This window comes from Pseudarthrobacter sp. N5 (assembly GCF_050157035.1).
Taxonomy (GTDB): Bacteria; Actinomycetota; Actinomycetes; order Actinomycetales; family Micrococcaceae; genus Arthrobacter.
Genome location: NZ_CP189593.1, coordinates 1,435,868 through 1,461,599 on the forward strand (window position 1 = coordinate 1,435,868; position 25,732 = coordinate 1,461,599).

General features: G+C 63.2%; 22 protein-coding genes and 1 pseudogene. 12 read left to right on the plus strand and 11 right to left on the minus strand.

Going from position 1 to position 25,732, the window contains the following annotated elements; genetic code table 11:
* Nucleotides 1–6 precede the first annotated feature (6 nt).
* From ACQCST_RS07145 to ACQCST_RS07160, 4 genes and pseudogenes are all read left to right on the plus strand, one after another.
* Nucleotides 7–1,854, plus strand: a complete 1,848-nt coding sequence (locus ACQCST_RS07145) for a glycoside hydrolase family 15 protein (RefSeq protein ID WP_426998592.1) — start codon at nt 7–9, stop codon at nt 1,852–1,854.
* 1,061 nt (nt 1,855–2,915) lie between these two features.
* Nucleotides 2,916–3,281 (plus strand): annotated as a pseudogene (locus ACQCST_RS07150) (LGFP repeat-containing protein); the annotation flags it as partial.
* Between the two features lie 30 nt (nt 3,282–3,311).
* Nucleotides 3,312–3,728 carry an LGFP repeat-containing protein gene (locus ACQCST_RS07155; protein WP_426999101.1) on the plus strand — a complete coding sequence of 139 codons (417 nt, stop codon included), beginning with the start codon at nt 3,312–3,314 and terminating at the stop codon, nt 3,726–3,728.
* 174 nt (nt 3,729–3,902) lie between these two features.
* Nucleotides 3,903–5,255 carry an ABC transporter substrate-binding protein gene (locus ACQCST_RS07160; RefSeq protein ID WP_426998593.1) on the plus strand — a complete coding sequence of 451 codons (1,353 nt, stop codon included), beginning with the start codon at nt 3,903–3,905 and terminating at the stop codon, nt 5,253–5,255.
* A 189-nt stretch (nt 5,256–5,444) separates the two neighbouring features.
* Here ACQCST_RS07160 and ACQCST_RS07165 read toward each other — a convergent pair whose 3' ends face one another.
* Genes ACQCST_RS07165 through ACQCST_RS07180 form a run of 4 tightly spaced genes read right to left on the minus strand, consistent with a single transcriptional unit; the run spans nt 5,445 to nt 9,486 of the window.
* Nucleotides 5,445–6,215 (minus strand): ABC transporter ATP-binding protein, encoded by a 771-nt coding sequence (locus ACQCST_RS07165; protein WP_426998594.1) that lies wholly within the window; start codon nt 6,213–6,215, stop codon nt 5,445–5,447.
* Nucleotides 6,212–7,228 (minus strand): ABC transporter ATP-binding protein, encoded by a 1,017-nt coding sequence (locus tag ACQCST_RS07170; RefSeq protein ID WP_426998595.1) that lies wholly within the window; start codon nt 7,226–7,228, stop codon nt 6,212–6,214. Before ACQCST_RS07170 ends, ACQCST_RS07165 begins: the two co-directional genes overlap by 4 nt.
* Nucleotides 7,225–8,193 carry a branched-chain amino acid ABC transporter permease gene (locus ACQCST_RS07175; protein ID WP_426998596.1) on the minus strand — a complete coding sequence of 323 codons (969 nt, stop codon included), beginning with the start codon at nt 8,191–8,193 and terminating at the stop codon, nt 7,225–7,227. Before ACQCST_RS07175 ends, ACQCST_RS07170 begins: the two co-directional genes overlap by 4 nt.
* Nucleotides 8,194–8,202: 9 nt before the next feature.
* Nucleotides 8,203–9,486: a branched-chain amino acid ABC transporter permease gene (locus tag ACQCST_RS07180; protein ID WP_426999102.1), complete on the minus strand. Its 1,284-nt coding sequence runs from the start codon at nt 9,484–9,486 to the stop codon at nt 8,203–8,205.
* A gap of 502 nt (nt 9,487–9,988) precedes the next feature.
* Here ACQCST_RS07180 and ACQCST_RS07185 point away from each other — a divergent pair.
* Entirely contained in the window at nt 9,989–10,918 is a 930-nt protein-coding gene (locus ACQCST_RS07185; protein WP_426998597.1) for a Bax inhibitor-1/YccA family protein, read from the plus strand.
* A 98-nt stretch (nt 10,919–11,016) separates the two neighbouring features.
* Here the strand turns inward: ACQCST_RS07185 and ACQCST_RS07190 are convergent, their stop codons facing one another.
* Genes ACQCST_RS07190 through ACQCST_RS07205 form a run of 4 tightly spaced genes read right to left on the minus strand, consistent with a single transcriptional unit; the run spans nt 11,017 to nt 15,516 of the window.
* On the minus strand, nt 11,017–12,255 hold the full coding sequence (locus ACQCST_RS07190; RefSeq protein ID WP_426998598.1) for an acetyl-CoA C-acetyltransferase: 1,239 nt from the start codon (nt 12,253–12,255) through the stop codon (nt 11,017–11,019).
* 20 nt (nt 12,256–12,275) lie between these two features.
* Nucleotides 12,276–13,424: a galactokinase gene (gene galK / locus ACQCST_RS07195; protein ID WP_426999103.1), complete on the minus strand. Its 1,149-nt coding sequence runs from the start codon at nt 13,422–13,424 to the stop codon at nt 12,276–12,278.
* A 23-nt stretch (nt 13,425–13,447) separates the two neighbouring features.
* Entirely contained in the window at nt 13,448–14,599 is a 1,152-nt protein-coding gene (gene galT / locus ACQCST_RS07200; RefSeq protein WP_426998599.1) for a galactose-1-phosphate uridylyltransferase, read from the minus strand.
* Nucleotides 14,596–15,516, minus strand: a complete 921-nt coding sequence (locus tag ACQCST_RS07205; protein ID WP_426998600.1) for a DeoR/GlpR family DNA-binding transcription regulator — start codon at nt 15,514–15,516, stop codon at nt 14,596–14,598. The genes galT and ACQCST_RS07205 overlap by 4 nt, the downstream gene beginning before the upstream one ends.
* A 161-nt stretch (nt 15,517–15,677) precedes the next feature.
* Here ACQCST_RS07205 and ACQCST_RS07210 point away from each other — a divergent pair, with 161 nt between their 5' ends.
* The 4 genes from ACQCST_RS07210 (at nt 15,678) to ACQCST_RS07225 (ending at nt 19,991) form a co-directional block, all read left to right on the plus strand.
* Nucleotides 15,678–16,649 carry an aldose 1-epimerase family protein gene (locus ACQCST_RS07210; RefSeq protein WP_426998601.1) on the plus strand — a complete coding sequence of 324 codons (972 nt, stop codon included), beginning with the start codon at nt 15,678–15,680 and terminating at the stop codon, nt 16,647–16,649.
* Nucleotides 16,650–16,749: 100 nt separating this feature from the next.
* Nucleotides 16,750–18,093, plus strand: a complete 1,344-nt coding sequence (locus ACQCST_RS07215) for an AI-2E family transporter (RefSeq protein ID WP_426998602.1) — start codon at nt 16,750–16,752, stop codon at nt 18,091–18,093.
* Between the two features lie 3 nt (nt 18,094–18,096).
* Nucleotides 18,097–19,335, plus strand: a complete 1,239-nt coding sequence (ilvA, locus tag ACQCST_RS07220) for a threonine ammonia-lyase (RefSeq protein WP_426998603.1) — start codon at nt 18,097–18,099, stop codon at nt 19,333–19,335.
* Between the two features lie 8 nt (nt 19,336–19,343).
* Nucleotides 19,344–19,991 (plus strand): rhomboid family intramembrane serine protease, encoded by a 648-nt coding sequence (locus ACQCST_RS07225; protein ID WP_426998604.1) that lies wholly within the window; start codon nt 19,344–19,346, stop codon nt 19,989–19,991.
* Nucleotides 19,992–20,051: 60 nt separating this feature from the next.
* Here the strand turns inward: ACQCST_RS07225 and greA are convergent, their stop codons facing one another.
* Together greA and ACQCST_RS07235 are read right to left on the minus strand one after the other, a co-directional pair.
* The gene (gene greA, locus ACQCST_RS07230) at nt 20,052–20,546 is read right to left on the minus strand and encodes a transcription elongation factor GreA (protein WP_426998605.1); all 495 of its coding nucleotides are present in this window, start codon (nt 20,544–20,546) and stop codon (nt 20,052–20,054) included.
* A gap of 165 nt (nt 20,547–20,711) precedes the next feature.
* A complete protein-coding gene (locus ACQCST_RS07235) occupies nt 20,712–21,170 on the minus strand; it encodes a DUF4307 domain-containing protein (RefSeq protein ID WP_426998606.1) in 459 nt (152 codons plus the stop codon).
* A 167-nt stretch (nt 21,171–21,337) separates the two neighbouring features.
* Between ACQCST_RS07235 and mca the strand changes: the two genes are divergently transcribed.
* From mca to ACQCST_RS07250, 3 genes are all read left to right on the plus strand, one after another.
* Nucleotides 21,338–22,243: a mycothiol conjugate amidase Mca gene (mca, locus tag ACQCST_RS07240; RefSeq protein ID WP_426998607.1), complete on the plus strand. Its 906-nt coding sequence runs from the start codon at nt 21,338–21,340 to the stop codon at nt 22,241–22,243.
* A 129-nt stretch (nt 22,244–22,372) separates the two neighbouring features.
* Nucleotides 22,373–22,711 (plus strand): hypothetical protein, encoded by a 339-nt coding sequence (locus tag ACQCST_RS07245; protein WP_426998608.1) that lies wholly within the window; start codon nt 22,373–22,375, stop codon nt 22,709–22,711.
* Nucleotides 22,689–24,935 (plus strand): thioredoxin domain-containing protein, encoded by a 2,247-nt coding sequence (locus ACQCST_RS07250; RefSeq protein WP_426998609.1) that lies wholly within the window; start codon nt 22,689–22,691, stop codon nt 24,933–24,935. The genes ACQCST_RS07245 and ACQCST_RS07250 overlap by 23 nt, the downstream gene beginning before the upstream one ends.
* 154 nt (nt 24,936–25,089) lie before the next feature.
* On the opposite strand, the gene trhA is transcribed toward ACQCST_RS07250, so the two are convergent.
* Nucleotides 25,090–25,731, minus strand: coding sequence for a PAQR family membrane homeostasis protein TrhA (trhA, locus tag ACQCST_RS07255; RefSeq protein WP_426999104.1), 642 nt, complete (start codon nt 25,729–25,731; stop codon nt 25,090–25,092).
* Nucleotide 25,732 lies beyond the last annotated feature (1 nt).

A 25,732-nucleotide genomic window follows, 5' to 3' on the forward strand; every position in this document is an offset into this window, starting at 1 on the left:
GTACCGATGACCAGTGAGCCCATCGCCAGCTACGCCATGCTCTCTGATTGCCGCTCTGCCGCGCTCGTGAGCGCCGGGGGTTCCGTGGACTGGTTGTGTTTCCCCCGTTTTGACAGTCCCTCGGTGTTCGGTCGGATCCTGGGCGAGGACGCGGGATTCTGGTCGATCCGGCCTGCGGCCCCACACTCCTCAACCCGGCGGTACCTCGGCCCGACGATGGTCCTCGAGACGGTCCACACCGCGGCCGGCGGGACCGTGACAGTCACCGATGCCCTGGTCCTGGGAGACGGGAACCGGGGCCACGAACTCGGTGCCGGGGCTCCCGGAACGTTGCTGCGGCAGGTTGCCTGCATCGACGGCGAAGTCGAGATGGAGGTGACGTTCGCGCCCCGGCCGGAGTACGGCCTGGTCCGGCCCCTCCTGCAGGAGGCGGGGGGCGGCATTTCCGTCCAGGGCGGGGCCGGCGGGCTGGCCTTCTCCACCCCGGTCCCCTTCGAACTGGATGGTGGTGAAGCGCGTGCGAAGCCGGTCCTTAGGGCAGGAGACGCCCTAGGATTCGCGCTTCACCACCAGAACGCCGGGCCGGTATCGCCGGCGTTCTGGAGCCAGGAGGACATCGCCCGCCGGATTGAGGACACGCTGGAGGGCTGGGACAGCTGGTCGCAGATGCATCAGAGCTACTACGGACCCTGGCAGGACCTGGTCGCTTCCAGCGGCAGGGTCCTGCAGGCACTGACGTTCTATCCGACCGGTGCGATCGTCGCCGCTCCGACGACCTCCCTGCCCGAGGTCGCCGGCGGCACCCGGAACTGGGACTACCGCTACACCTGGATCCGGGACGCCAGCATGACCCTGCAGGCGCTGTGGGTGGCCGCCTGTCCGGACGAGGCCGGGAAGTTTTTCCAGTTCCTCGCGACGGCAGCCGCCAGCCGCCTGAGTAGCGGTGCCGAGCTGCAGATCATGTACGGCATCGGCGGGGAACGGGACCTGACCGAACGCGAACTGGCCCACCTTCCGGGCTGGCGAGACAGCGCCCCGGTGCGGGTGGGCAACGGCGCCTGGGACCAGCGCCAGCTCGACGTCTACGGCGAGCTCCTCGACGCAGCCGCCACCCTCCCGGAGTACCTGAACGATCTGGAGCCCGGGACGCGGCAGTTCCTTGCAGATGCGGCCGACGCTGCAGCATCGCGCTGGCAGTCCACGGATCAGGGCATCTGGGAGGTCCGCGGCGCTCCCCGGCACTACCTTCATTCAAAGCTGATGTGCTGGGTGGCCGTGGACCGGGCCATCAGCCTCGCAGAGGTCCTGAACGCGGAAGAGCGGGTTCCGCACTGGATGCAGACCCGGGCCCTGCTCGCCGACTCGATCCGCGTGAACGGCTGGAACGAGACAGCCAACGCCTACACCCAGGCCTACGGCTCCGAGGACCTGGACGCGTCGTCGCTGATGCTCTCCATCGTGGGGTTCGTGCCCGCCGATGATCCCAGGATGCTCGCAACGATCGATGCCATCGAAGAACGGCTCACCGACAGCCGGGGGCTGGTGTACCGGTATCAGGCCGACGACGGGCTCTCCGGAGAGGAGGGAACGTTCCTGTTGTGCACGTTCTGGCTGGCCCATGCCCTGGCCCTGGCGGGACAGACCCGGCGCGCCCGGGCCGTCTTCGAACGGGCCGCGGGGTTCGCCACGGATCTGGGCCTGCTGGCCGAGGAGGTTGCCCCGGACAGCAGCGAGCTGCTCGGAAATTTCCCGCAGGCTTTCAGCCATATCGGCCTCGTGAACGCAGCCTGGGCCATCCACACGGCCGAGGACGAAGACCGGCTCCATGCCCCCGGCGACGGGGAAGCCCCGTGACAGGGTCCCGTTCCGGGCAGACGGCGCCGGGCGGTGATTCGGCTCGGAATACTGGTGGTTCTCGTGGCTGCCGCAGCCGTCGCGGCGCTGGTGGTTCCGCTTCCGCCGGTCGAGGAGCTCAGGAACTATTTCGCCAGCACGGGATGGTGGGGCCGGCGGCCTTCATCCTCGCGTATGCCGCGCTGATGCTGGCGCCGGTGCCCAGCGTCGGTGGCGCTTGGTGCAGGCGACTTCGAACGTTTCGGTGTCAGGAGTCGCCTGCACTGCCCCCGCCATCCCGCAGGACCCAGTGTAGGCGACTTCGGAATGACACCCGGGCTCTATTCTTGGCGTAGTCGCGGCGAGTACTCTGACAGTTTTCATGGCCGGTCAGGCCGTGGCGACGAGGGTGTCGCAGCGCTCGGGTGCGCTAAAGGAGTAAGTCCTGCCCCCGCCATTTCATTTGAATGGCAGGAGAACCGAATGTTCGACCAGAAATACATTACATATCGTCAGTCGTGCGGCTGAGCGAGGGTGGCTCAGTCCTCGTCCGTGTGGACGGCGTCGGCTGGGCATATTGGATGTGCCCGTCATCGGTCTCGGCTCGATGATCGGTCCAGAGCGTGATCGCGGTCTTGACCCTGCCAGCGGCAGGGTCAGGTCTGCTGGTCGGGCCTGATCGTTGCGGCCCTGATCGCAGCCTTCCACCGCTGTCCGCGACGCTCGACGTCCTCATGTTCGCAACAGTAACCATCCAGCGCCTGGCCAGGCTAAGAAAATCTTAATCCGGCCTGGGGCCAGATACGGCCGTCCTAACGGAACCAAAAGTAGGTGACAGACTCCAATCACCTACCACCCCCGTCTTGGTGATCACGACGAAGCTCACCATCAAGGTCGGGAAGAACCACGGAGCCGCTCGGTGCCAGCTGCGGATGGCCGTGTATAGGTGAGAGAGCAACGATTCGTGCGCAAGACATCCTCATGGCTTGAGTGGCCGTTTCTGGAGGAATCTTGCGCTAGCGTTGGCAGGTTCAAGCGGTCATCGCAACACCTTGATGATTGAAGGACGTTGATGACTGATCGTGCCGTTTCATATTTCACTTTTTCACAAGCCGCCCCTACTTCGACTCCGGGGCTTGGGTATCAGATCCGATTCGAAACAAGTATCTCTCCGTGGGAGGCGTCGACGCGCTGGGGACAGCCGTCGGTGCACAGCAGATTGGGCTGCGTTACGGCGGGAACTGCAGGAGTACCAGCGGGGAACCATCATCTGGTCCCCGGCTTCGGGGCCAAAGTTGGCGCAGGACGGTTTTTTGGGCTACCCCACATCGGATGAAGCAGCCACCGCCGCAGGATCACATCAGAATTTCCAGGGCCGGATCGCTTGGACGCCCAGCAAAGGACCTGTTTACCTCCGTGGCGGGATATCTGTCGCGTGGGCCCAAAACGGCGGGCCTACCAGCCCCGTGCGGTATCCGGTGACGAATGAGGCACCCGTCCTAGGTGGTGTTATACAGGACTTCCAGGCAGGACAGTTCTACTGGTCCCCGGACGGTGGTTCCCGGTTCGTCACCGGGGGCATCAAATCCAAAGGGGAGGGCGCCGGCGCCTACACCGGTCTTCTGGGTTTCCCCACCAGTAATGAGCTCTACGGTTTTCGTGCCGGCGGCGTCCGGCAGACATTCCAGGGTGGGGCCATCACCTGGTCGCCATTTGCCGGTTCGCACATCACCTTTGGAAGCATTAACTGGCTCTGGACCCAGCTCGGCAGAGAGTCCGGACCATGGGGCTATCCATTGGCCGACGAGTACCCCGTTCAGGGCGGAAGTTCGCAGAATTTCGAAAACGGTGTTGTCACCTGGACTCCTCAGGCAACAACCGTCAGCTACAGCTAGCGCCCACGGCACTTGCGGTCTGCTCGCAGATTTCCCATATGCAACGAGTGTTATAAGGATGTGACCTCAGTCACTTATGTTCCGGGCGGATTTGCATTAGCTTGAAGTTAAATCAGGAACACCTGATCATTCGCATCAAAGGCCGTTCGCACCTTTCGATCGAGGAGACTCTAAATGATTGAATTCCCCCAGGCGGCGCCCCGCATCGCTAAGCTCACAGCGCTTAGTATCGGCGTCGCCCTTCTGGCTACGGCTTGTGGTGGCACCTCCACCCCGAGTTCGACGGGAACCACGTCGGCCGCCGCAGGCATCGCTTGCCCGGCGCCCGGCGCGGGTGCCGGAGCTACCAATACCCAGGCAGCCGGCAGTACCGGTCCAGTCCCGGCTTCAACAACCACTACGGCAACTGCCCTGAAGATTGGATCGCTCCTGCCGACAACGGGGTCGCTGGCGTTCCTAGGCCCGCCCGAAATCGCAGGCGTCAACCTTGGCATCAAGGAAATCAATGACGCAGGTGGCGTCCTGGGCAAGCCGGTGGAGGTCATCCACCGCGACTCCGGCGACACCAAGACAGACATCGCAACCCAGTCCACCACGGCATTGCTTGGCCAGGGTGTCAGCGCGATCGTCGGTGCAGCATCCTCGGGTGTTTCCAAGACCGTAATCAACCAAATCACCGGAGCCGGTGTGGTGCACTTCTCACCTGCCAACACCTCCCCGGACTTCACCACCTGGGATGACAAGGGCCTCTACTGGCGCACGGCCCCGTCAGACGTTCTCCAGGGCAAGGTTCTTGGCAACTACATGGCCACCTGTGGAGCCCAGACTGTGGGAATGATCGTGCTGAACGATGCTTACGGTACGGGCCTTGCGAAGAACGTGAAGGCAGCCTTCGAAGCCGCCGGCGGCAAGGTTGTGGCAGAGGAACTCTTCAATGAGGGCGACTCCCAGTTCAGCAGCCAGGTGGACAAGGTGATTGCGGCCAAGCCGGATGCCATCGCCCTGATCACGTTCGACCAGGCAAAGAGCATTGTGCCGCTGATCACGGGCAAGGGCGTCAAGCCGACTCAGATGTTCCTCGTAGATGGCAACACCTCGGATTACAGCAAGGACTTCAAGGCAGGGACCTTGAAAGGCGCCCAAGGAACCATCCCGGGCACTTTCGCCAAGGACACCTTCAAGAAGTTGCTGCTCGCCATTGATCCCGCGCTGAAGGACTACAGCTACGCAGGTGAGTCCTACGACGCCGTGAACCTGATCGCGCTGGCCGCTGAGGCTGCCAAGAGCACCAAGGGCACGGATATCGCGGCCAAGCTGAAGGATGTGTCGCAGGGGGGCGAGAAGTGCAGCACCTTCCCGTCCTGCGTCACGTTGCTTCGCAACGGCAAGGACATCGATTATGACGGTCAGTCAGGTCCAGTGACGTTCTCCGACGCAGGCGACCCGACAGAAGCGTACATCGGCATCTACGAGTACCAGGATGACAACACGTACAAGCCCCTCAAGGAAGAGTTCGGCAAGCTGTAACACCGCTTCCGCCGATAGGCGGAAGGCCCCCGTCCGGAGCACTGCGGACGGGGGCCTTCTGTGTGCGGGGGAGCCACCGGATGTTCGCGCTGTTGATGCGTCACGCCGTCGTGGACGCTGGGGGTGCCCGTGGCACATGCAGCAGGGCCGCCACCTGACGGTGACGGCCCTGCTGGGGATAGCCGGCTTCTAGGTTTCGTCGGCGAGCGTTCCCAGGTACAGCTGGATGACCTTCGGATCCTTCATGAGTTCCCTGCCGGTGCCGGTATACGCATCCGTGCCCTGGTCCAGGACGTAGCCGCGGTCACAGATCTGCAGGCAACGCCTTGCGTTCTGCTCCACCATGATCACGGACACACCGGCCCGGTTGATCTCATGGACCCTCAGGAAGGTCTCGTCCTGTTTGACGGGGGACAGGCCAGCCGACGGCTCGTCGAGCAGCAGCACGGCAGGATCCATCATAAGAGCCCGGCCCATGGCCACCATCTGGCGTTCGCCACCGGACAGCGAACCTGCCCGTTGGGCCCGACGCTTGCCAAGCTCCGGGAACAGGCTGGTGACGAAGTCGAACCGCTCAGCGAACGCCTTGGGCCGTTGGAACATGCCCATCTGCATGTTTTCCTCGATGGTCAGGGTGGAGAAAACGTTGTTGTTCTGTGGCACGAAACCCACACCCTGCGTGACCAGCTTGTTGGCTTTGAGACCGGTAATATCTTCGCCGCGGACCACTACCGATCCCGAATGGACCTTGACCAGCCCGAACATGGCCTTCAAAAGCGTGGACTTCCCCGCTCCATTGGGGCCGATGATCCCGATCAGCTCGCCCTTTCGGGCTTCAATGCTGCAGCCGTTGAGAATGTTCACTCCGGGGAGGTACCCGGCCACCAGATTGGTGACCTTGACGACGGAGTCTTCCGCGGGGGCTGTTTTTGCGGCCGGTGCCGCGCTGGTGGCACTCATTCTGTGTCCTTCTCGTAGAGGCGGGGCCGTTTGAGCTCCGGAGCGACGGAGTCGACGGCGATGATGCCGGCGTCCTCGGTGCCGACAATCGATTCCTCATCGGCCTCCAGCTCCGCTTCGAGAGCCTTGATGCCTTCGGCATCGCCGAGATCGACGTCGTGGTGGGCGCCAAGGTAGGCGTCAATCACAGCCGGGTTCTTCATGACCTCGCGTGGCGGCCCCTCAGCCACAATCTTGCCTTCAGCCATAACCACCACCCAGTCTGCGATATGGCGGACCATGTTCATGTCGTGTTCGACGAACAGCACGGTCATGCCCTCGGCCTTGAGGTTCTTGATGTGGTCCAGAAGGGATTGGGTCAGCGCCGGGTTGACGCCGGCCATCGGTTCATCCAGCATGACAAGCTTTGGCCGGACCATCAGTGAGCGGGCCATTTCCAGGAGCTTGCGCTGGCCGCCGGACAACGATGCCGCGTAGTCGTCCTTTTTGGTGTCCAGCTTGAATTTCTCGAGCAGGACGTTGGCCTCAGCCGTGACTTCCTTTTCGCGACCGCCCCACATGCCCTTGAACAGGGCTTTGGAAAGTCGCTCGCCAGGCTGGTTCGACGCGCCCAGACGCATGTTCTCCATAACCGTCAGTTTGCCCATGACCTTGGTCAGCTGGAAAGTCCGGACCATGCCCATCCGGGCTACCTTGTAGGAGGAAACACCGGCAATGCTCTGGCCCTCAAACTGCCATTTGCCCGAGTTCGGGGTGTCGAATCCGGTGAGCAGGTTGAAGAGGGTGGTCTTGCCGGCACCATTGGGACCGATGAGTGCCGTGATCTTGTGTCGCGGGATCTCAAGATAGTCGACATCGACGGCGTTGATGCCGCCGAAGCTGCGGGTGACATTCTCGGCAACGACGATAGGATCCCGCTTCTTGCAGCCCGGGGTGTTCTCGCCTACGGCAATCGCCCTGTTGTCCGTCATGTAGTCGATGTTTTCTTCTGTTGAATCAGCGCTGTGGCTCATGCGAACGCCAGCTCCTTCTTGTTGCCGAAGACGCCTTGGGGACGGAAAACCATCAGCAGCATCAGCGCGATGCCTACGAAGATAAATCGCAGCTGCCCTGCCTGAACGGTGGTCAGCCAGGTCACCGTCCCCGATTCGATGAGGCCGAAGAGAAGGCTCTGGGTGAGCGACAAAACCACCCAGAAGATCATGGCGCCGATTACTGGCCCGAGGACTGTCGCCAGGCCGCCGAGCAAAAGGCAGGTGTACAGGAAGAACGTCAGCTCTGTGCCGTAGTTGGCAGGCTGGACGGCGCCTCGGGGAAGGGTGAAGATCATGCCTGCAAGGGCGCCGAGGACACCACCAATGATGAGTGCCTGCATCTTGTAGGAGTACACGTTCTTGCCGAGGGAACGGACAGCGTTCTCGTCCTCGCGGATGCCCTTGAGGACACGGCCCCACGGGCTGCGCATCAGCAGCCACACCAGAACGCAGCAGACGGCTACCAGCCCCCACCCCGCAATCCGGATAAAGAAATCACGGTTGTTCATGCCCATATATGAGCCTTCAGGGAAAGGGTTCATTGAATAGAATCCGCCCTCAAAGGCCGCAAGACCATTGGCCGAACCGGTCACGGCCGTGAGCTGGTTGGTAGTGACGATGTAGCGGACAATTTCAGCCGCCGCAATGGTCACAATGGCCAGGTAGTCTGCCCGCAAGCGAAGCGTGGGAATACCCAGGAGAAGGGCGAAGACCGCCGAACAGGCCACCGAGATCAGCAATGCCACGAAGAACGGGACATGAAAAGTCAGTGTAGAGACGGCGAAGCCGTAGGCTCCCACCGCCATAAAGCCGGCCTGGCCGAAGTTCAGCAGGCCGGAGTAGCCGAAGTGAACTGCAAGGCCCAACGCTGCAAGCGCGTAGGCCGCCGTCGTCGGGCTGAACAGTTCTCCGGCAGCGCTGGAAAGAATGAATCCGAAGTCCATGGCTGTCTCCTAACCCACACGCTCGCGACGGCCCAAGATTCCTTGAGGACGGAACAAGAGGACAACAATCATGATGAACAGCGCTCCCACATATTTGAGGTCGGCGGCGAGGCCGAACACGGTGGTCAGCTCTACGAAGACGCCGACGATAATTGAGCCAATCAGGGCGCCAAAGACTGTGCCCAGGCCGCCCAGGGTCACTCCGGCAAAAATCAGCAGGAGGATCTGCGAGCCCATGTCGAACGTGACGCCGGGGCGGTAGTAAGCCCAGAGGATGCCGCCGAGCGAAGCGAGGACGCCACCGACGATCCATACGAGCCGGATGACAGCATCAACGTCGATGCCGGAGGCCGCCGCCAGGGCCGGGTTGTCGGCCACCGCGCGGGTCGCTTTGCCCAGCCGGGTCTTCAGCAGCACCACACCGATCAGCGCGATCACCACGGCGCTGATGACGAGAGACCAGAGATTGTTCGGCGAGATGGAGATCGGGCCGATCTGGATTTCCGCACTCTGGGCGAAGGGCAGTTGCTGGGTAGCACCGCCGAAGTAGAACTGGATGATGTAGCGGATAGCCAGGGCAAGGCCGATGCTGACGATCATCATTGGCACCAGGCCGGTTCCGCGGCGGCGCAGCGGCTTCCACAGCCCCGCGTCCTGGGCGTAGCCGAACAGGCCGCCGCCCACCAATGCCAGGATGATGGCCAGCCAGAACGGCAGGTTCATGGCGTTGAAGGCAAAAACAAGCACTGCGCCCAGCGTTACCATCTCGCCGTGCGCGAAGTTGGTCAGGCCGGTTGTTCCGAAAATCAGTGAGAGCCCGACTGATGCCAGAGCCAGGAGCAGGCCGAAACTCAGCCCGGCCACCAGCCGGTTAATGAGGTTCTGGCCGAAGTCCTGCTGTTGGATCACAATGCCTTTGCCAAACGCGAAGATCACCGACAGGTTCGAGGTCTGGCTGAAGGTGACGCTGCGGGGATTCTCCTGACCGTCGGCCAACTTGATCCCCTCCGGAAGCGTGGATTCATCAAGGTCAACCCGGTAAGTGCCCTGGACGGGCACTCCGATGGTCCAGGAGCCGTTGGCGCCCGACTTGGTGGTTCCCGTGAAGTCTCCGCTTTTGGCGGTGACGGTCACACCTGCGAGGGGTGCCCGCGTGTCATCGCGGAGGAAGCCGCTGATGCTGTTTTGGAACGACTGGTTCGACGGGGATGGTGTCGGAGACGGGGTAGTGGCCTGCGATGCCGGGGCAACGACGAGCAGAATTGCCGCCACGAAGGCAAAAACTGCCCCCATGGCTTTCAGCAATCCGCCGAGCCGTGGCTTCGGCAGGCCTCTCGGTGTGCTTCTCAAATTGAAAACCTCCACATGGGGATGGTCTGGGCTGCGCCATTGCAGCCGCTGCGAACGGAGCGGGGACGAATGATGGTGCTGTTACTGTGATGCGAAAACGGTAGAGCTTGTGATATTCGTCACCCTGCTTGGCCTATGTTACAGCCCGTGACGCACAAAGAATGCCGGTCGAAGCTGCTACAAGATCGCGATCGGATAACAACTGTGAAGCTCTCACATGCAGTTTCTTCAGTATTGCTAAAGTCAACTTCTGTTGAGTCCCAGTGTTCCTACACAGTGGTTCCGGAACTGCAGCGCCCGAATCTCTTGCCAGCCTGGAGTTTCATGTCACAGTCCCATGACAGGCCACTCTCTGCCGGAACTTTCGATGCCGCTGAAGCGTGGAAATTGGTACCGTGAACTATACGGATCACCACTCACCCCCTTTATTTGGAGGACACCCGCAATGGCACTTGGCGGAAACCCGATCTTCAACGGAAAGAACTTCCGTGGAGCCACCCAGGCACCGCCTGTCCCGCAGGCCCAGTATGGCCAGAACCAGTACGGCCAGCGCCAGTTCGGCCAGGCGCCCGGCCGGGCACCCGGGCAGGTCATTGATGCGCAGAGCGGCTGGATGTCCCAGCAGCAGAACATGTCGCATGAGCAGCTGCAGCAGATGTACAACCAGCCTGCAGCAGGCCCCGCCGATACCGGCAGGATGACCTTTGACGACGTCATCGTCAAGACGGCAGCCTGCCTCGGCGTGCTGATGGCAGGTGCGGCCGTCACTTTGTTCGTCAGCCTTTCGCTTGCATCCGTACTGATGATCGTCGGAGCACTCGGCGGATTTGTGCTTGCACTGGTCAACACGTTCAAGAAGCAGCCGTCTGCGGCCTTGATCCTTGCCTACGCCGGACTGGAAGGTCTGTTCCTCGGTGGCCTGACCCGCATCCTCGATGGTATGTACCCCGGCGTAGGGCTTCAGGCTGTCATCGGCACACTGTCCGTTTTTGCCGTCACGCTGTTGCTCTTCAAGAGCGGCAAGGTGCGTGCCACCCCGAAGGCCATGCGGTTCTTTATGATCGCCACCATCGGCTATGCGGTCTTTGCGCTGATCAACATGGTGATGATGTGGACCGGTGCCGTTGACTCCCCGTTCGGGCTTCGCACCAGTGTTGAGATCTTCGGCATCCCGCTGGGCGTCTTTATCGGCCTGCTGGCCATTGGCCTCGCAGCGTTCTCGCTGATCATGGACTTCACCAGCATCGAAGCGGGCGTCAGGAGCGGAGCACCACAACGCTTCTCCTGGACCGCGGCCTTCGGCCTCACCGTCACGCTCGTCTGGCTCTATGTGGAAATCATCCGACTGCTGGCCATCCTGCGCGGCGACGACTAGAAACTTCGGCCGCTGCCGCCGTCGTCGTTAACGAAAGGAAGAGGGTTCCGCCACCTGGCGGGACCCTCTTCCTTGTGTCAAGCCCTCCCTGGCAGGAATCAGCTGAGCCGTTCCAGGACCACTGCCATGCCCTGACCGCCGCCCACGCAAAGCGTGGCCAGCCCCAACGTTCCGTCCCGTTCACGGAGCCCGTTCAGCAGTGTGGTGCTCATCCGGGCGCCTGTCATTCCGAACGGATGGCCTAGCGCGATGGCGCCACCGTGGACGTTCAGTTTCGATTGATCGATCCCGAGTTCCCGTGCACTCGCCACCACCTGGACGGCGAAGGCCTCATTGAGCTCCACGAGGTCGATCTCCCCGACGCGCAGACCTGCCAGGGCCAGAGCCCGCCTGGTGGCCTCCACAGGTCCCATCCCCATCAGCTCGGGGGAGAGGGCGCTGACGCCGGTGGACACGATCCTGGCCAACGGCTCCAGTCCAAGTTCCCGTGCCCGGGAATCACTCATGATGACCACGGCCGCAGCGCCGTCGTTCAGGGGGCAGGCGTTTCCTGCCGTGACGGTTCCTTCACGGCGGAAGACCGGTTGAAGGGCGCTGACGGCTTCGAGGGTGACGCCGGCGCGCGGCGAATCATCCCGGTCCACAACTGTGCCGTCCCGCCGCACATAGGGCGTGATCTCGCGGTGGAAGAAACCCGAAGCGATGGCGGCCTCCGCACGGTTCTGGCTCAGCACCGCCCACGAATCCTGCTCAGCGCGGCTGATGCCGTACGTGGTGGCCACGTTTTCAGCGGTCTGCCCCATGGAAGCATAAATGTCCGGCATCCGGCCGCCCAGCCGTGGATCGGTCCAAGGGGTGTTGGACTCCGCCCGGGCCGCGGTGCGCCGGGCAGCGGACCCGAAGACTGGGTTGTGGTTGCCGGCATCGGTTTCCCCCGCGCCGGCCCAGTGCTGGTACCGCGATACCGCCTCGACGCCGCCGGCCACAAATGCGTGTCCTTCGCCCGCCTTGATGGCATGGAACGCCATGCGGATGGTCTGCAGGCTCGATGCGCAGAAGCGGTTGATCGTGGCGCCCGGAACATGGTCCAGCCCGGCGAGTATGGTCACCACCCGTGCCATGTTGGAGCCGGCTTCCCCGCTTGGTTCGGCGCATCCCAAGTAGAGATCGTCAAGCCCCGGCCCGTCGTCGCCGCGGGGATCGAAGGCGGGCACCTTCGCCAGTGCGGCCGTGACCATGGCCGCGGCGAGATCGTCCGGCCGCTCGTCCTTAAGTGAGCCCTTGAAGGCCCGCCCGATGGGGCTTCTTGCGGTGGAAACAATAACAGCTTCAGGCATGCACCCAGCCTACGCCGGAGCTATGCGAGCCGCATCGCCCCGGCAGCCGGGGTGACGGTGAAGATGTCCGGAGCCTTGTATCCAGCCTCGGAAAAAGCGCGTACGACGGCGGTGCGCACCTGCTGCTCTGCAGCCACCGGGGTCAGAGCGATAGCTGCTCCGCCGAATCCACCGCCCGTCATGCGCGATCCGATGGCACCGCTGGCCCTGGAGGCATCTACGGCGAGATCCAGTTCGGGGCAGGAGATCTCGAAGTCATCCCGCATGGAGACATGGCTGGCATCGAGCAGCGCGCCGATGGATCCTGGACCTTCGCTGGAGAGCAGTTCCACCGTCTGCAGCACGCGGTCGTTTTCGGTTACCACGTGCTTCACACGCCGGAATGTCAGCTCGTCCAGGAGGCCGCTGGCCTCCTCAAGATCGCCAATGGAAAGGTCGCGCAGCGCTTTGACACCCAATATTTCAGCACCGAGTTCGCAGGATGCACGGCGGGAGGCATAACCGCCGTCGGCATGCGAGTGTGAGACCTTCGTGTCAATGACCAGCATGACCAGGCCGGCTGGCTCAGCCTCGAAGGGCACCAGACGCACACTCTGGTCCCGGCAGTCCAGAAATACAGCGTTTCCTTTGGACCCGCGGAGTGAGGCGGACTGATCCATGATGCCGGTGGGGGCGCCCACAAAGTCGTTCTCTGCCAGTTGTGTGGCAAGAACCATTTCTTCAGGTCCGAGTCCGGCGCCGGTCAGCTCGTTCAGGGCTGAAACAACAGCACATTCGATCGCGTGGGAAGAAGACAGGCCTGCACCCAGAGGGACATCCGAATCCAGCAGGAGGTCAATTCCCGGGACTGCGATGCCGCGCTGCTGGAGAGCCCAGATGACACCAAGGGGATATTTGGTCCAGCCCTTTGCAGCGGCACGGTCCAGGGAGGTGGTGTGCGCCGTCGTCATGCCGTGGTCACCGTAGGTGGACAGCAGCCGTACGGTGGAATCGGCGCGTACTCCGATGGCAACGCGGGCCGTCTTGTCGATGGCGAAGGGCAGCACAAATCCTTCGTTGTAGTCCGTGTGCTCGCCAATAAGGTTGACGCGGCCGGGAGCCTGCCAGACACCATCCGGGGCATGGTCAAAGGCGCTGGTGAAGTGTTCCTCGAGCTGCGCCGTGCTCAGTGGCGGGGCGTTTCGCGTGGCGCTCACGCCGGGGCTCCTTCGATGACAGTTGTAGCGGCGGAGGGGGCTGACGCAGGCACGGTCACGGCGCGAAGGCGTTCGGCCACGAGTTCGGGCGTGGTGTCGTTGATAAAGGCGCCCATCGCTGCCTCGGAACCGGCGAGGAACTTGAGTTTGTCGGCTGCCCGGCGAGGCGACGTCAGCTGGAGGTGGAGGTAGCTGGCGGGGCGCAGGACGGCATCCAGCGGCGCCTGGTGCCAGGCCGAAATATAGGGCGTGGGTGTGGGGTACAAGGCATCGAGCCGTTTGAGCAGATCCAGATACACGTGGGCCAGCTCGTCCTTTTCTTCTCCGCTCAAGGCAGCAAGGTCCGGCACGTGCCGGTGCGGGACCAGATGGATTTCCAGAGGCCAGCGTGCGGCGAACGGTACGTACGCGCTGAAGTTCTCACCCTCCATCACCATCCTGCTCCCGTCCTCCCGTTCAGCGCGCAGCAGTGAGCCCGTAAGCGTTTGCCGGCCGTCGGCGTCGTCGTAGAATTTCCGTGCTGCCGCGCCCAGAACGCCGGCCCGCGGGGTGACAAACGGATAGGCATAGATCTGGCCGTGCGGGTGGTGCAGCGTAACGCCGATGTCCGCCCCGCGGTTCTCGAAGGGAAAGACGTGTTTGATGCCGGGCAAGGCGCTCAGCGCGGCGGTCCGGTTGGCCCACGCTTCCATGACGGTGCGCGCACGGACCTCGCTCAGGCCGCTGAATGATCCGGTGTGTTCCGGCGTAAACGCCACCACTTCGCAGCGGCCAAAGGCTGGTCCGGTGGTTCCCCACCGGGGATTCTCGGGTACCGGACCAAGCGCCGGGCCCAGCGACGGGAAGCGGTTTTCAAACACAACGACGTCGTAGTCCGGGGCCGGGATTTCCGAGGGGTTGCCGGCCGTAGTGGGGCAGATGGGGCACTGGTCCGCGGGCGGCAGATGGGTGCGGCTCTGGCGGTGTGCAGCAACCGCCACCCATTCACGGGTGAGGGCATCGAACCGGACTTCTCCGGGCTCACCGCGCGGTGGCAGATCCCGGCGGTCTGTGGTTGATTCCGCCGGACGGGGCGTGGCGCTTGCGGCGTCATCAAAATAGATCAGCTCGCGGCCGTCGGCCAGATTGGTGCTTGTCATCCGGGTCATGCGTGTGATCCTTTCGGAGCGGTGGCCGGGAGTATGTGGCCATCGGTGAGGTGCGTGGAAGCCAGGGTGGCTGAGCGGCTGGCGCACGGCAGGCGGGCTATCCGCAGCTCCAGGACACTGCGACGCAGTTCCTGGGCAGCTGATTCGCAGGTGACCGTCCAGTCGCTTGTTCCTCCGGCGGGGGTCGTATTGATCCTGTCGTCCGTGATCAGGGTATTGACGGCGGTGAGGGGTGCGATCCCGGCCAGGGCAACAAGTCCGTACTTGCTGGCGTCGGCGAGCACCACAAGATGTTCGGCCGAGCGAATCATGGCGGTATTCACCTCGGCTTCGAGCAGGTTAGGGGACGTGATGCCGGACAGCGGGTCCAGTCCGTGTACTCCCATGAAACACAGATCCGCCCGCAGCCGGCGTATGGCGTGAGTCGTCACGGGGCCAACCATGGCTTCGGAAGGAGTCCGTTCTCCGCCGAGAATCAGTGTGCGGATCGGATGACCAGAATCCTGCATATCTACGCCCGTGGCAAGGATATTGGCCACCATGATGGAATTCGTGGCCACCGTGAGATCCAGGGTGCGGGGGAGGAGCCGGGCAAGTTCAAAGGTAGTGGTGCCGCCGGAGAGAAGGAGGGTCATCCCGGGCCGGAGAAGTCTGAGTGCTTCCTTGGCGATGGCCGTTTTTGCCGCAAGTTCCTGGGTCGATTTGATCTGGAACCCGGGTTCAAGAGCGCTGTAGCTGCCGGTCCGGGCAGCGCCGCCGTGGACCCGTTGCAGCCGGCCCCCGGAATCCAGCGCATCAACATCCCGGCGGACCGTCATTTCCGAGACGCCAAGAAGACTGGCCATGGCGGCCACGCGAACCGTACCGGCGGAGCCGAGCTCCTGGAGGATCCGGTGTTGCCTTTGAGGTGCCAGCACCCGCTGCCTCCCGTCCGTTATCTGTTGCCGAAGTGATGCCCTTATTGTTGCATGAATCGATCAAAAACAAATAGTTTCTAACAATAGTTAACATAGCGATTCTTGCTCGGCAACGACCGGACGCAGGGCTCCGGTCTTCGGCGCGATGTACCGTGGTGCTCATGGATTCCCGTACTTCCCCGGTTAACACACAAAACGGCACAGGGCCGGTCGGCCCGCCGCGACGCTACGCGTCCGGGCGGCAGTTCGAACTGCGGCGCCGTGACGCCCTGGCGGTGGTCACTGAACTCGCCGCAGGCCTCCGTCTCTTCAGCCGCGGCGGCGTGGCGTTGACGGAAACGTACGGCGACGAGGACATTCCGCCCGGCGCCACCGGAATCACCCTGGCACCATGGGCCAACCGGGTGGAAGACGGCGTCTGGTACCTCAACGGGAAAAAGCAACAGCTGGACGTCACTGAAGTTGCGCACAACAACGCCAGCCACGGGCTGCTGCGCAATGCCCCGTACTCACTCGTTGACGAGTCTGAGTTTTCCGTGACCCTCGAAGCTCCGATTTTCCCGCAGCACGGGTACCCGTTTATGGTCCGGCACCGGGTCCGGTATTCGCTCACCGAAAACCTGGGCCTGATGGCGGAGCAGACGCTTACCAATGACTCCAAGGAGCAGGCCCCGTTTGTCCTGGGCTCGCATCCGTACCTGCAACTGGGCGACACTCCCACCGAGGACCTGGAGCTGACGGTCAAGGCAGCCACCCGGCTGGTGGCAGACCGCCGCCTTATTCCGCGTAGCTCCGAGCCCGTGGCTGGTGCCACGGACCTGAACCATGGTAAGCGGGTGAGCGGCCTTGGACTCGACGTCGCGTTCACTGATCTGGCGTTCGACGGCGGCGTGGCCCGCCACACGCTGCTGGCTCCGGACGGGCGCAGCGTGAGTCTGTGGCAGGACGATACATGCCAGTATGTGCATGTATTTGTCACGGATACCTTTCCTGGAAAGCAGAAGGCCGTGGCGATCGAGCCCATGACGGGCCCGGCGAACGCATTCAACTCAGGCGACGGTCTGCGCTGGCTGGCGCCGGGAGAATCGTTCACCATGATGTGGGGCATTGATGCGTCGCTGGACCGTAGCTAGCGCTTGCTGATATTGCGGCACACATAGCCCGGAGAGCCAGTTCCCCAGCCGGGGTCCCCTTCGTTTCCCATCGGCGCGTAGCTGGGGAAGTATTGGAGGTATGACGCCAGCTGAGGACGCCACATCATCGATTCATCCCCCCACCCCGTTGCCCGGGGACGGGCCGGCCGCACCACCGAATGCCGGTGGGATTGCACGGACGCGATCTGACCGGGATCTGGACCAGGACATTCCTTACGGGGTCCGCATTGCGGCCTCGTGGTCATGGCGGCTGGGACTGATCCTGCTGGTCGGCGCAGGGCTGGTCTGGCTGATGAGCCGTGTCAGCTTCCTGATCATTCCCGTAATGGTGGCAGCCCTGCTGGCTGGACTCCTGAGTCCCGTAGTGAAACTGCTGACGAATGCGCGGCTGCCTCTCGGTGCTGCCGTTGCCATCACGGTGCTCGGATTCCTGGGCGTCATCGCCGGTTCGCTAGCCCTGGTCGGCCGCCAGCTCGCCTCGGGCTTCGGCGAGCTGTGGACCCAGGCGCTGACCGGTGTGCAGCAGGTCCAGGACTGGCTGGCGGACGGGCCGCTGCACCTGACGGCGGACCAGATCGACAAATACCTGCAGGACGCCACAGCCGCGCTGCAGGACAACAGCAGCAGCATCCTCAGTGGCGCTCTTTCCTTCGGAAGCACGGCAGGCCACTTTGCCGCAGGCCTGGTGCTGGCCCTGTTCATCCTCGTTTTCTTCCTGCTGGAAGGCACCAGGATCTGGGGCTTCCTGGTGGGCCTCCTGCCTAAGAAAGCGCGGGCTGCGACGTACGGAGCCGGCAGGCGCGGCTGGACCTCCATGGTCAGTTACGTCAGGATCCAGATGTTCGTGGCTTTTGTGGATGCCGTGGGGATAGGGGCCGGTGCGGCCATCATCGGTGTGCCGCTCGCGTTGCCCCTGGGCGTCCTGGTGTTCATTGGTTCGTTCATCCCGGTAGTCGGCGCCCTGGTGACCGGTGCCGTCGCCGTGCTGCTGGCGTTGGTGGCTAACGGCCCGGTCAATGCCCTGATCATGCTCGCCATTGTTCTGGCGGTACAGCAGCTGGAGAGCCACATCCTCCAACCATTGGTGATGGGCAAGGCAGTGGCCCTCCATCCGGTGGCTGTCATCCTGTCGGTGGCTGCCGGATCCTATCTGGCCGGCATCCCCGGAGCGCTTTTCTCGGTTCCGATTCTCGCCGTCTCAAACTCGGCGGTTCGCTACATTGCTGCCAGAACGTGGGAACATGATCAGGTGCTGGCGCCAGCCGGGAGCAGCAATGCTGATTCCGGCGAGGACACCACTTTCAGGGACGTGCACCTGCGGGGTGCCGCGTCCACCCCAGAGAAGGGCGCCGCACACAATACGGGTGTCCGTGGCAACAGTGCCGCACCGGATGCCGGAGCCGAATCCGCCAAAGGAGAATAGTTCGTGAATACCCCCGAGAGCCTGCCCGTCACGCTGGACGATGTCCTGGAGGCGCAGAAACTGCTTGAGGGAATTATCATGCGGACACCCGTTGAGTCCTCACGTGCCCTGGGCGCCATGGTTGGTGGAGAAGTCTACTTTAAGTGCGAGAACCTCCAGCGGGCAGGATCCTTCAAGGTCCGCGGCGCTTATGTTCGGATGGCACGCCTCTCGGAAGAGGAAAAGAAGCGCGGAGTGGTGGCTGCATCTGCCGGCAACCACGCGCAAGGTGTAGCAGTGGCTGCCAAGAGCCTCGGCATTTCCGCACGGATCTATATGCCGCTTGGCGTGGCGCTGCCCAAACTCGCCGCCACCCGCAGCCACGGCGCCGAGGTTGTATTGCACGGCCATAACGTTGACGAGGCACTCGCCGAGGCCCAGCGCTACGCCAATGAAACGGGTGCAGTTTTTGTGCACCCCTTCGACAACGTGGACGTGGTGGCAGGCCAAGGCACCGTGGGACTTGAGATCCTCGAACAGATTCCGCACGTTGACACAGTGCTGATGGGTGTTGGCGGCGGTGGCCTGCTGGCCGGTGTTGCAGTGGCGATCAAGGCCCGCGCCAAGGAAATGGGAAGGGAAATCCGGATCATCGGAGTCCAGGCGGAGAACGCTGCCGCCTACCCGCCGTCGCTCGCTGCTGACGCGCTGGTACCGCTGAAGAAAGTCTCCACAATGGCAGACGGCATAGCTGTGGGGCGTCCGGGGCAGCTGCCCTTCAGCATCATCCGTGAACTGGTTGACGACGTCGTCACGGTCAGCGAAGACTCTCTGGCCAGGGCCCTGATCTTCCTGCTGGAGCGCGCCAAGATGGTGGTGGAACCTGCAGGTGCAGTGGGGGTCGCAGCGCTTATGGACGGCAAGATCGAGAACCCCGGCACCACGGCCGTCATCCTTTCCGGAGGGAACATCGATCCCATGCTGATGCTCAAGGTCATCCAGCGGGGTCTTTCCGCCGCCGGACGGTACATGACCGTTCGCATGATGCTGGACGACCGGCCCGGCTCGCTGGCCACCATTGCCCGGATCATCGCCGAAAACGACGCCAACGTGACGGGCCTGGACCACACTAGGGTGGGCGGCTCCATCAGCATGGGAGATGTCTCCATCACCGTGAATCTGGAAACCAAAGGCCATGAGCACTGCGAACAGGTCCTCGGTGCACTCCGTGCCGAAGGATTCCAGCCGATTGTGGTGCATTAGGAGCAACCATGCTCGACGCATCAGGGGGTAAGGGGCCTGCGGGCAGGGATACGCCAGCCGCACGCGCTAAGGGTGGTCTCCTGGTGGTGGGCTCATTTGTGGCACTGTTGTTTGTGATCGAGCTGATCAACATGCTCACCCTGCACGCGCTCAACCGGACCTTCGGGTTACGCTCCCGCAGCCTGGACGGGATCCTGGACATCCTGACGTTCCCTTTGCTGCACGCCAATCTCAGCCATCTGTTGTCCAACACGCTGCCGCTGATCATCTTCGGCTTCCTCGTGTTCCTGTCTGGCCTGCGTGTGTTTCTGACCGCTTTGGCATTCAGCTGGCTGGGTTCCGGGCTAGTGGTCTGGCTGATCGGCGGCGGCGGAATAACAGTGGGTGCTTCCGGACTGGTCTTCGGGCTGTTTGCCTTCCTGCTGGTCCGTGGATTCTTCAACCGCAACTGGTGGCAGATCCTCCTTTCAATCGTTCTGTTTATTGCCTATGGCAGCATCCTCTTCGGTGTGCTGCCCACCGTGGCGAGTTTCGTTTCCTGGCAGGCCCACCTCGGCGGTGCCGTGGGCGGTGTCCTCGCCGCAGTGCTCTTGCGGCCCGGACGCACCGCCGCCGGCAACTTAACCAAGGTAAATAAGACACCAAGGACACAGTAAAACGCCGGCCGCCCCATGAAGGGGGCGGCCGGCGTCGAACACTAAATAGGCTGTGGTTGCCTAGGCGGCGTAGGGCTTGGCGGAGAGGATCTCCACCGTGATTTCCTTGCCGTTCGGGGCGGTGTAGCTGAGCTGATCGCCTTCCTTGTGGCCGACGATTGCTGCGCCCAGGGGTGACTTCTCGCTGAAGACGTCCAGATCGGAATCGCCGGCAATCTCTCGGGAACCAAGCAGGAAGGTTTCTTTATCGCCGGCGATCTTGGCCACTACGATCATTCCCGCTTCCACGATGCCGTCATCGGCCGGAGCGGCACCCACGTGGGCGTCGAGAAGCAGCGCGGTGAGCTGGCGGATGCGGGCTTCGATCTTGCCCTGCTCCTCCTTGGCGGCATGGTAGCCGCCGTTCTCCTTGAGGTCGCCCTCCTGGCGCGCAGCTTCGATTTTCTGAACGATTTCCGCCCGGCCCGGGCCGGAAAGGTGGTCCAGTTCTGCCTTCAGGCGGTCAAAAGCTTCCTGGGTAAGCCAGGCTGCTGGCGCGCTGTTGGTGGTAGACACGGACATCTCCTCTTGTGGGTCAACAAACTGGTCAAACAAATAAAGACCCCGCCACGGTGGCCACTTGTGGAGCTCAGTAACCAACTCAGCGGGGTAAAGGTATTGATCCATTGTAGTCAATCCTGTGGATAAACCCAACAGGAGAGCGGCGTGGATCACATCGGCCTATTTAGCGGCGTCAGGAATCCAGCAGTTGTCCACCACTCCGGAGACGGAGAGCGATTCCGTGCGGACCACTTCGCGCCTGGCCGTGGTGCGGCCGCCGTCAGCATACTGCTCCGCCGGCCCGGGAGGTATGTCCACCACTTTCCAGCCCACGACGGCGAACTTGGAATCCAGTGCCTTGATTGCGCACTTCACGGCCGTACCCGGTTCCCGCGTGACCTGGAAGTCCACCTCGGCCTGGGTGGCATCCGTGGTGCTGTAGCCGATGTCTTTGAAGCTGACGGAGGCTGTGGAAGCGGACGTGGAAACCCAGGCCATAAAGCCGATTCCGGCGGCAAGTGCAACGATTCCGACGGTGCGCTTGGTTTTGCCTTGCAGCGCACGCTTTTGGCCACCATAGCGATTGGCTAGGCTGGTGTCTGCAGGCATGGATGCGGCCGGCTGATCCTGGGAAGTCACCTGTCCAGTTTAGTGTGGTTCGGGACGGGCAAATTCCGGGCGCCGGAATACCCTGTACCGATAGTCGAATACCCTGTACCAACAGGCGTCCGCACGTGCCGTATCCCCATCAGCGCCACCGGTGAAGCCGGAAGCGCAAAGAACAGCAGAAAGAGGAGCAGTCCCAGATGACAGCGTCCACCAGCCCGTCAATGCCGCTTCGCCTGCTGGCCGTCCACGCCCATCCGGATGATGAATCGAGCAAGGGCGCGGCCACCATGGCCATGTACGCCGCAGCCGGCGTGGAAGTCATGGTTGCCACGTGCACCGATGGTTCCCGCGGCGATATCCAGAACCCTGCGGTCGAAGGGGAGCCGCACCCCAAGCGGGACATGGCCGGCGCCCGGCGGCTTGAAATGAAAAAGGCAGCGGACGTCCTGGGCGTCGGGCAGCGGTGGCTGGGATTTGTTGACTCCGGCCTGCCCGAAGGAGATCCGCTGCCGCCGCTACCGGCGGGCTCCTTCGCCATGCAGCCGCTGGAGCGGGCAACGGCACCCCTGGTGAGGCTGGTCCGCGACTTCAGGCCGCAGGTGATTGTGAGCTACGACGAAAACGGCGGCTATCCGCACCCGGACCACATCATGGCGCACAAAGTCGCCGTGGAGGCCTTCGAGGCCGCCGGAGATCCGCAACGGTACCCGGGCACGGGTGAGGCTTGGGAACCAAGCAAGCTGTACTACGACCGCGCGTTCAACCCGGACAGGTTCCGTGCACTTCACTTCGCCTTGGAGGAAGCGGGACTGCAGTCACCGTATGCCGAACGGCTCGCGGCGTGGCTCGAAACAGACGCCGAAGGACACACCCCGCCTCTGGCCATGCACCAGACCACTACCCAGGTGGACTGCGGCGATTATTTTGAGGCCCGCGACGACGCCCTCCGCGCGCACCGCACACAGGTGGACCCGCTGGGATTCTTCTTTGCCGTTTCACCCGAGATGCAGCAGCGCGCCTGGCCGTGGGAGGACTACACACTGATCCATTCCCGGGTGCCCGCGGAGCTGCCGGAAAGGGACCTTTTCGCCGGGCTAAGATAGAGACAGCAGACTATTTCTATGCAGCGTAGAAATTAGGCGCCGTAGAAATTAGGCGCTGTAGAAATATGCAGCGTAGATAATGCGCGCTGTAAAAATTTGAGCCACCAGTTCCCATAGAAGGTTTGAACCGTGCATCACTTGCTCCTCGCCCTGGCGGTCTCGCCGTCGCCGTCGCCGTCGCCGTCGCCTGCGTCTTCGCTGCGCCCCGGACTGGCTGAGGATCAGGTGACGCCCGGCCTGTGGGGCTTCCTGTTGACCGCATTTATCGTGGTCCTTACTACGCTGCTGATCGTGGACATGGTGCGCCGCATCCGCCGGGTCCGCTACCGCGGGCAGGTAGAGGAAGAGCGGATGGCCGCTGCCGAAGCCGCGGATATCGCCGCCGAAGACGCCGCCGGCGGAGCCCTCGAAGCCGACCTTGATCTGCACACGGAATCCGACGGCGATGCAGGCCGAACAGACCGCTGACACAGGTTCTGAAGGGAACGGGCCCGGCGCTGGAAACGCGCTGGGCCAGGAGTCGTCCGCGTACCTGCGCCAACATGCGCACAATCCTGTGCACTGGCGTCCGTTCGGCGATGAAGCCTTTGCCTTTGCCTCAGCCCGCGATGTACCTGTCTTCCTCTCGGTTGGCTACGCTGCGTGTCACTGGTGCCACGTTATGGCCCACGAGTCCTTCGAGGACCCGGGCACCGCTGACTACTTGAACGCGCATTTTGTGGCGGTCAAGGTGGATCGCGAAGAGCGCCCCGATGTGGACTCCGTGTATATGGCCGCCACCCAGGCGATCAGCGGTCAAGGTGGCTGGCCCATGTCGGTGTTCCTGACACCTGACGGGCTGGCCTTCCATGCGGGGACGTATTTTCCGCCGGAGCCCATGCCGGGCCGGCCTTCTTTCCGCCAGGTTCTCGAGGCCGTCCGCGAGGCCTGGCTGGAACGCCGGGACGCCGTCGAACAGAACGCGCGGTCCCTGGCCCGGGGGATGGCCGAGTCGCAGCTTTCTGCCGCGGTCATGCTGTCCGGACCGCCGCCGCTGATCGAGGCGGGGCTGCTGCCGGAGGCAGTGCAGTCCCTGGCGCGCTCGGAGGACGACGACGGCGGCTTCGGCACCGCCCCGAAGTTCCCGCCGTCGGCGGTGCTTGAGTTCCTGATCCGCCATGCGGCCGTTCCATCGGACACGGCTGATGCGGCCCGGGACATGGCGGGCCGTACGCTTGCCGCAATGGCCCGCTCAGCGCTTCTAGACCAGCTGGATGGCGGCTTTGCCCGCTATTCCGTGGCGCGCGACTGGTCAGTTCCCCACTTTGAAAAGATGCTCTACGACAACGCACAGCTTCTGCGTGTGTACGTCCACTGGGTTCGGCTCGGCGGCAATGCGGTCTACCCGGCTGCCGAGGCCGCGGGAGTGGCCGCCCGCACCGCTGACTGGATGCTGGAATCGTTGGGCCTGCCGCCTTCAGAGGGGCCGGGCCATGACGGCGCCGTGGCACTGGCGTCGTCGCTCGACGCTGATTCGGTGATGGATGGGGAACACCACGAGGGGGCAACGTATCTCTGGACCGTGGCCGAACTCGAAGAGCTGCTGGGCAGTGAACGCGGCGGAACCATCGCGCGCCTGATGAATGTGGGGGCCGACGGGACGGTTTCCCGGTTCGGCTCGCCGCTGCATCCTGCCAAGGCGTTCAGCACTGATGAATCCACGCTGTGGGCTGAGGCTCGGCCACTGCTGATGCGGGTGCGTTCGGCCAGGCCGCAGCCGGAACGCGACAACAAGGTGGTGGCGGGCTGGAACGGACTGGCTGTGGCCGCCCTGGCCGAGGCCGGTGCTGTCCTGGACCGGCCGGAACTGGTGTCGGCCGCGGAGCGCATCGCCGGGTACCTCGAAGCTGTCCACTGGCACCACGCCGGGGGAGAGGGCTCGGCAGGGCAGGATTCAGCTGGACGAGGTTCGGCTGGGCACGGTTCGGATGGGCGGGGACCCGGCAAGCTGGTGCGTGTCTCGCACGCTGGAGTGGCGCGGGGCATCGAGGGTTTGTTGGAGGACTATGCCTTCTGCGCTGAAGGATTTTTTTCGCTGTATGCGGTCTCCGGAAAAACCCGTTGGTACCACTTCGCACAGGCAGTGGTGCAGGGCGCGTGCCGGAAATTCGTGGTGGACGGCAGGCTCGTGGATTCCGCCGGTGAATCGGCGCAGGTGTTCAACGCCCAGGGGCAGCGGCCCGGACTGGACCCGTTCGACAACGCCACGCCCAGCGGCGCGTCCGCTTTCGCCGGGGTTCTGCTGAGCTATGCGGCCCTGTCCGGTTCCACCGAACACCGGGCCATGGCCGCGAATATCCTCTCGCTGCTGCCGGCTGTGGCTGAACGGGCGCCCCGGGTGGGCGGCTGGCTGCTGGCCACGGCGGAAGCCGCGCTGGCCGGGCCGGTGGAGGCCGCCGTCGTCGGTCATGACAGTCCTGCAAGGGCTGCCCTCCACCGTGCCCTGCTGGCTTCCGGCAGTCCGGGGCTGGTTGTCGCTGTAGCGGACGACGGCGGCGTCCCGGTTCCGTCGTCGCCGGTACCGCTGCTGCGGGGCAGGCAGGCCGCGGCTGACGGTTCGCCACTGGTGTACCTGTGCCACGGGATGGTGTGTGAACGTCCGGTGGGGACAGTGACGGAACTCGAGGCACGGCTGTCCGGAATGGCAACCTGAAACCTGTGTCTGCAGGCAATTCCGCCGGGGAATTGCCTCCGCCTTTTGGGCTGGTCATCTTTGACTGCGACGGTGTCCTGGTGGACTCTGAGGCGATCTCCGTCAGGATTGACCCGGTGGTCCGCAGTGACCGGGCATGCGCACCGGCGCCGGTTCAGCCCAGCACGGCGATGGCAATGGCGATGAAATGGGCAGTGAAGGCCAGCACCGTGAATGCGTGGAACAGTTCGTGGAAGCCGAAGTGCTCATAGCTGAAATTCGGCCTCTTGAGTGCATAGAACACGGCGCCGGCAATATACAACGCGCCGCCAAAGCAGATCAGGATCCCGGCAGGAACACTGGCGTCGAAAAAGTCCGGGAGATAGAACAGGGAACCGCAGCCCAAGGCAATGTAGATGGGCACATACAGCCATCGGGGGGCACTGGTCCAGAGCAGCCGGAAAAGTACTCCCAGAATCGCGCCGGACCAGATGAGCCAGAGCAGCAGGATGGCCTTGGGCCGTTCCAGCAGGGACCAGGCCAAGGGCGTGTAGCTTCCGGCAATCACCAGCATGATGTTCGTGTGGTCGAGTCGTTTGAGCACAATCCTGACGCCCGGGGACCAGTTTCCGCGGTGATAGACGGCGCTTACGCCAAAGAGCAGGACGCCGGTAAAAGCGTAGATTGCGGAGGTGATCTTGCGGTCCGGTGTGGGTGCCAGAATAACCAGCAGCACACCGGCGGCAAGGGCCAGCGGGGCGGTGACCGTGTGGATCCAGCCGCGCCATTTTGGTTTGATCATCAGTAACTCGGCTATC

What these genes read in the sequence shown, in the direction of transcription:
- ACQCST_RS07160 (WP_426998593.1), top strand. Translation starts at nt 3,903, where the DNA reads ATGATTGAATTCCCCCAGGCGGCGCCCCGCATCGCTAAGCTCACAGCG.
- mca (WP_426998607.1), top strand. Translation starts at nt 21,338, where the DNA reads ATGACAGCGTCCACCAGCCCGTCAATGCCGCTTCGCCTGCTGGCCGTC.
- ACQCST_RS07165 (WP_426998594.1), bottom strand. Translation starts at nt 6,215, where the DNA reads ATGAGTGCCACCAGCGCGGCACCGGCCGCAAAAACAGCCCCCGCGGAA.
- ACQCST_RS07170 (WP_426998595.1), bottom strand. Translation starts at nt 7,228, where the DNA reads ATGAGCCACAGCGCTGATTCAACAGAAGAAAACATCGACTACATGACG.
- ACQCST_RS07225 (WP_426998604.1), top strand. Translation starts at nt 19,344, where the DNA reads ATGCTCGACGCATCAGGGGGTAAGGGGCCTGCGGGCAGGGATACGCCA.
- ACQCST_RS07175 (WP_426998596.1), bottom strand. Translation starts at nt 8,193, where the DNA reads ATGGACTTCGGATTCATTCTTTCCAGCGCTGCCGGAGAACTGTTCAGC.
- ACQCST_RS07185 (WP_426998597.1), top strand. Translation starts at nt 9,989, where the DNA reads ATGGCACTTGGCGGAAACCCGATCTTCAACGGAAAGAACTTCCGTGGA.
- galT (WP_426998599.1), bottom strand. Translation starts at nt 14,599, where the DNA reads ATGACCCGGATGACAAGCACCAATCTGGCCGACGGCCGCGAGCTGATC.
- ACQCST_RS07210 (WP_426998601.1), top strand. Translation starts at nt 15,678, where the DNA reads ATGGATTCCCGTACTTCCCCGGTTAACACACAAAACGGCACAGGGCCG.
- ACQCST_RS07180 (WP_426999102.1), bottom strand. Translation starts at nt 9,486, where the DNA reads ATGGGGGCAGTTTTTGCCTTCGTGGCGGCAATTCTGCTCGTCGTTGCC.
- ACQCST_RS07250 (WP_426998609.1), top strand. Translation starts at nt 22,689, where the DNA reads ATGCAGGCCGAACAGACCGCTGACACAGGTTCTGAAGGGAACGGGCCC.
- ACQCST_RS07190 (WP_426998598.1), bottom strand. Translation starts at nt 12,255, where the DNA reads ATGCCTGAAGCTGTTATTGTTTCCACCGCAAGAAGCCCCATCGGGCGG.
- ACQCST_RS07145 (WP_426998592.1), top strand. Translation starts at nt 7, where the DNA reads ATGACCAGTGAGCCCATCGCCAGCTACGCCATGCTCTCTGATTGCCGC.
- ACQCST_RS07215 (WP_426998602.1), top strand. Translation starts at nt 16,750, where the DNA reads ATGACGCCAGCTGAGGACGCCACATCATCGATTCATCCCCCCACCCCG.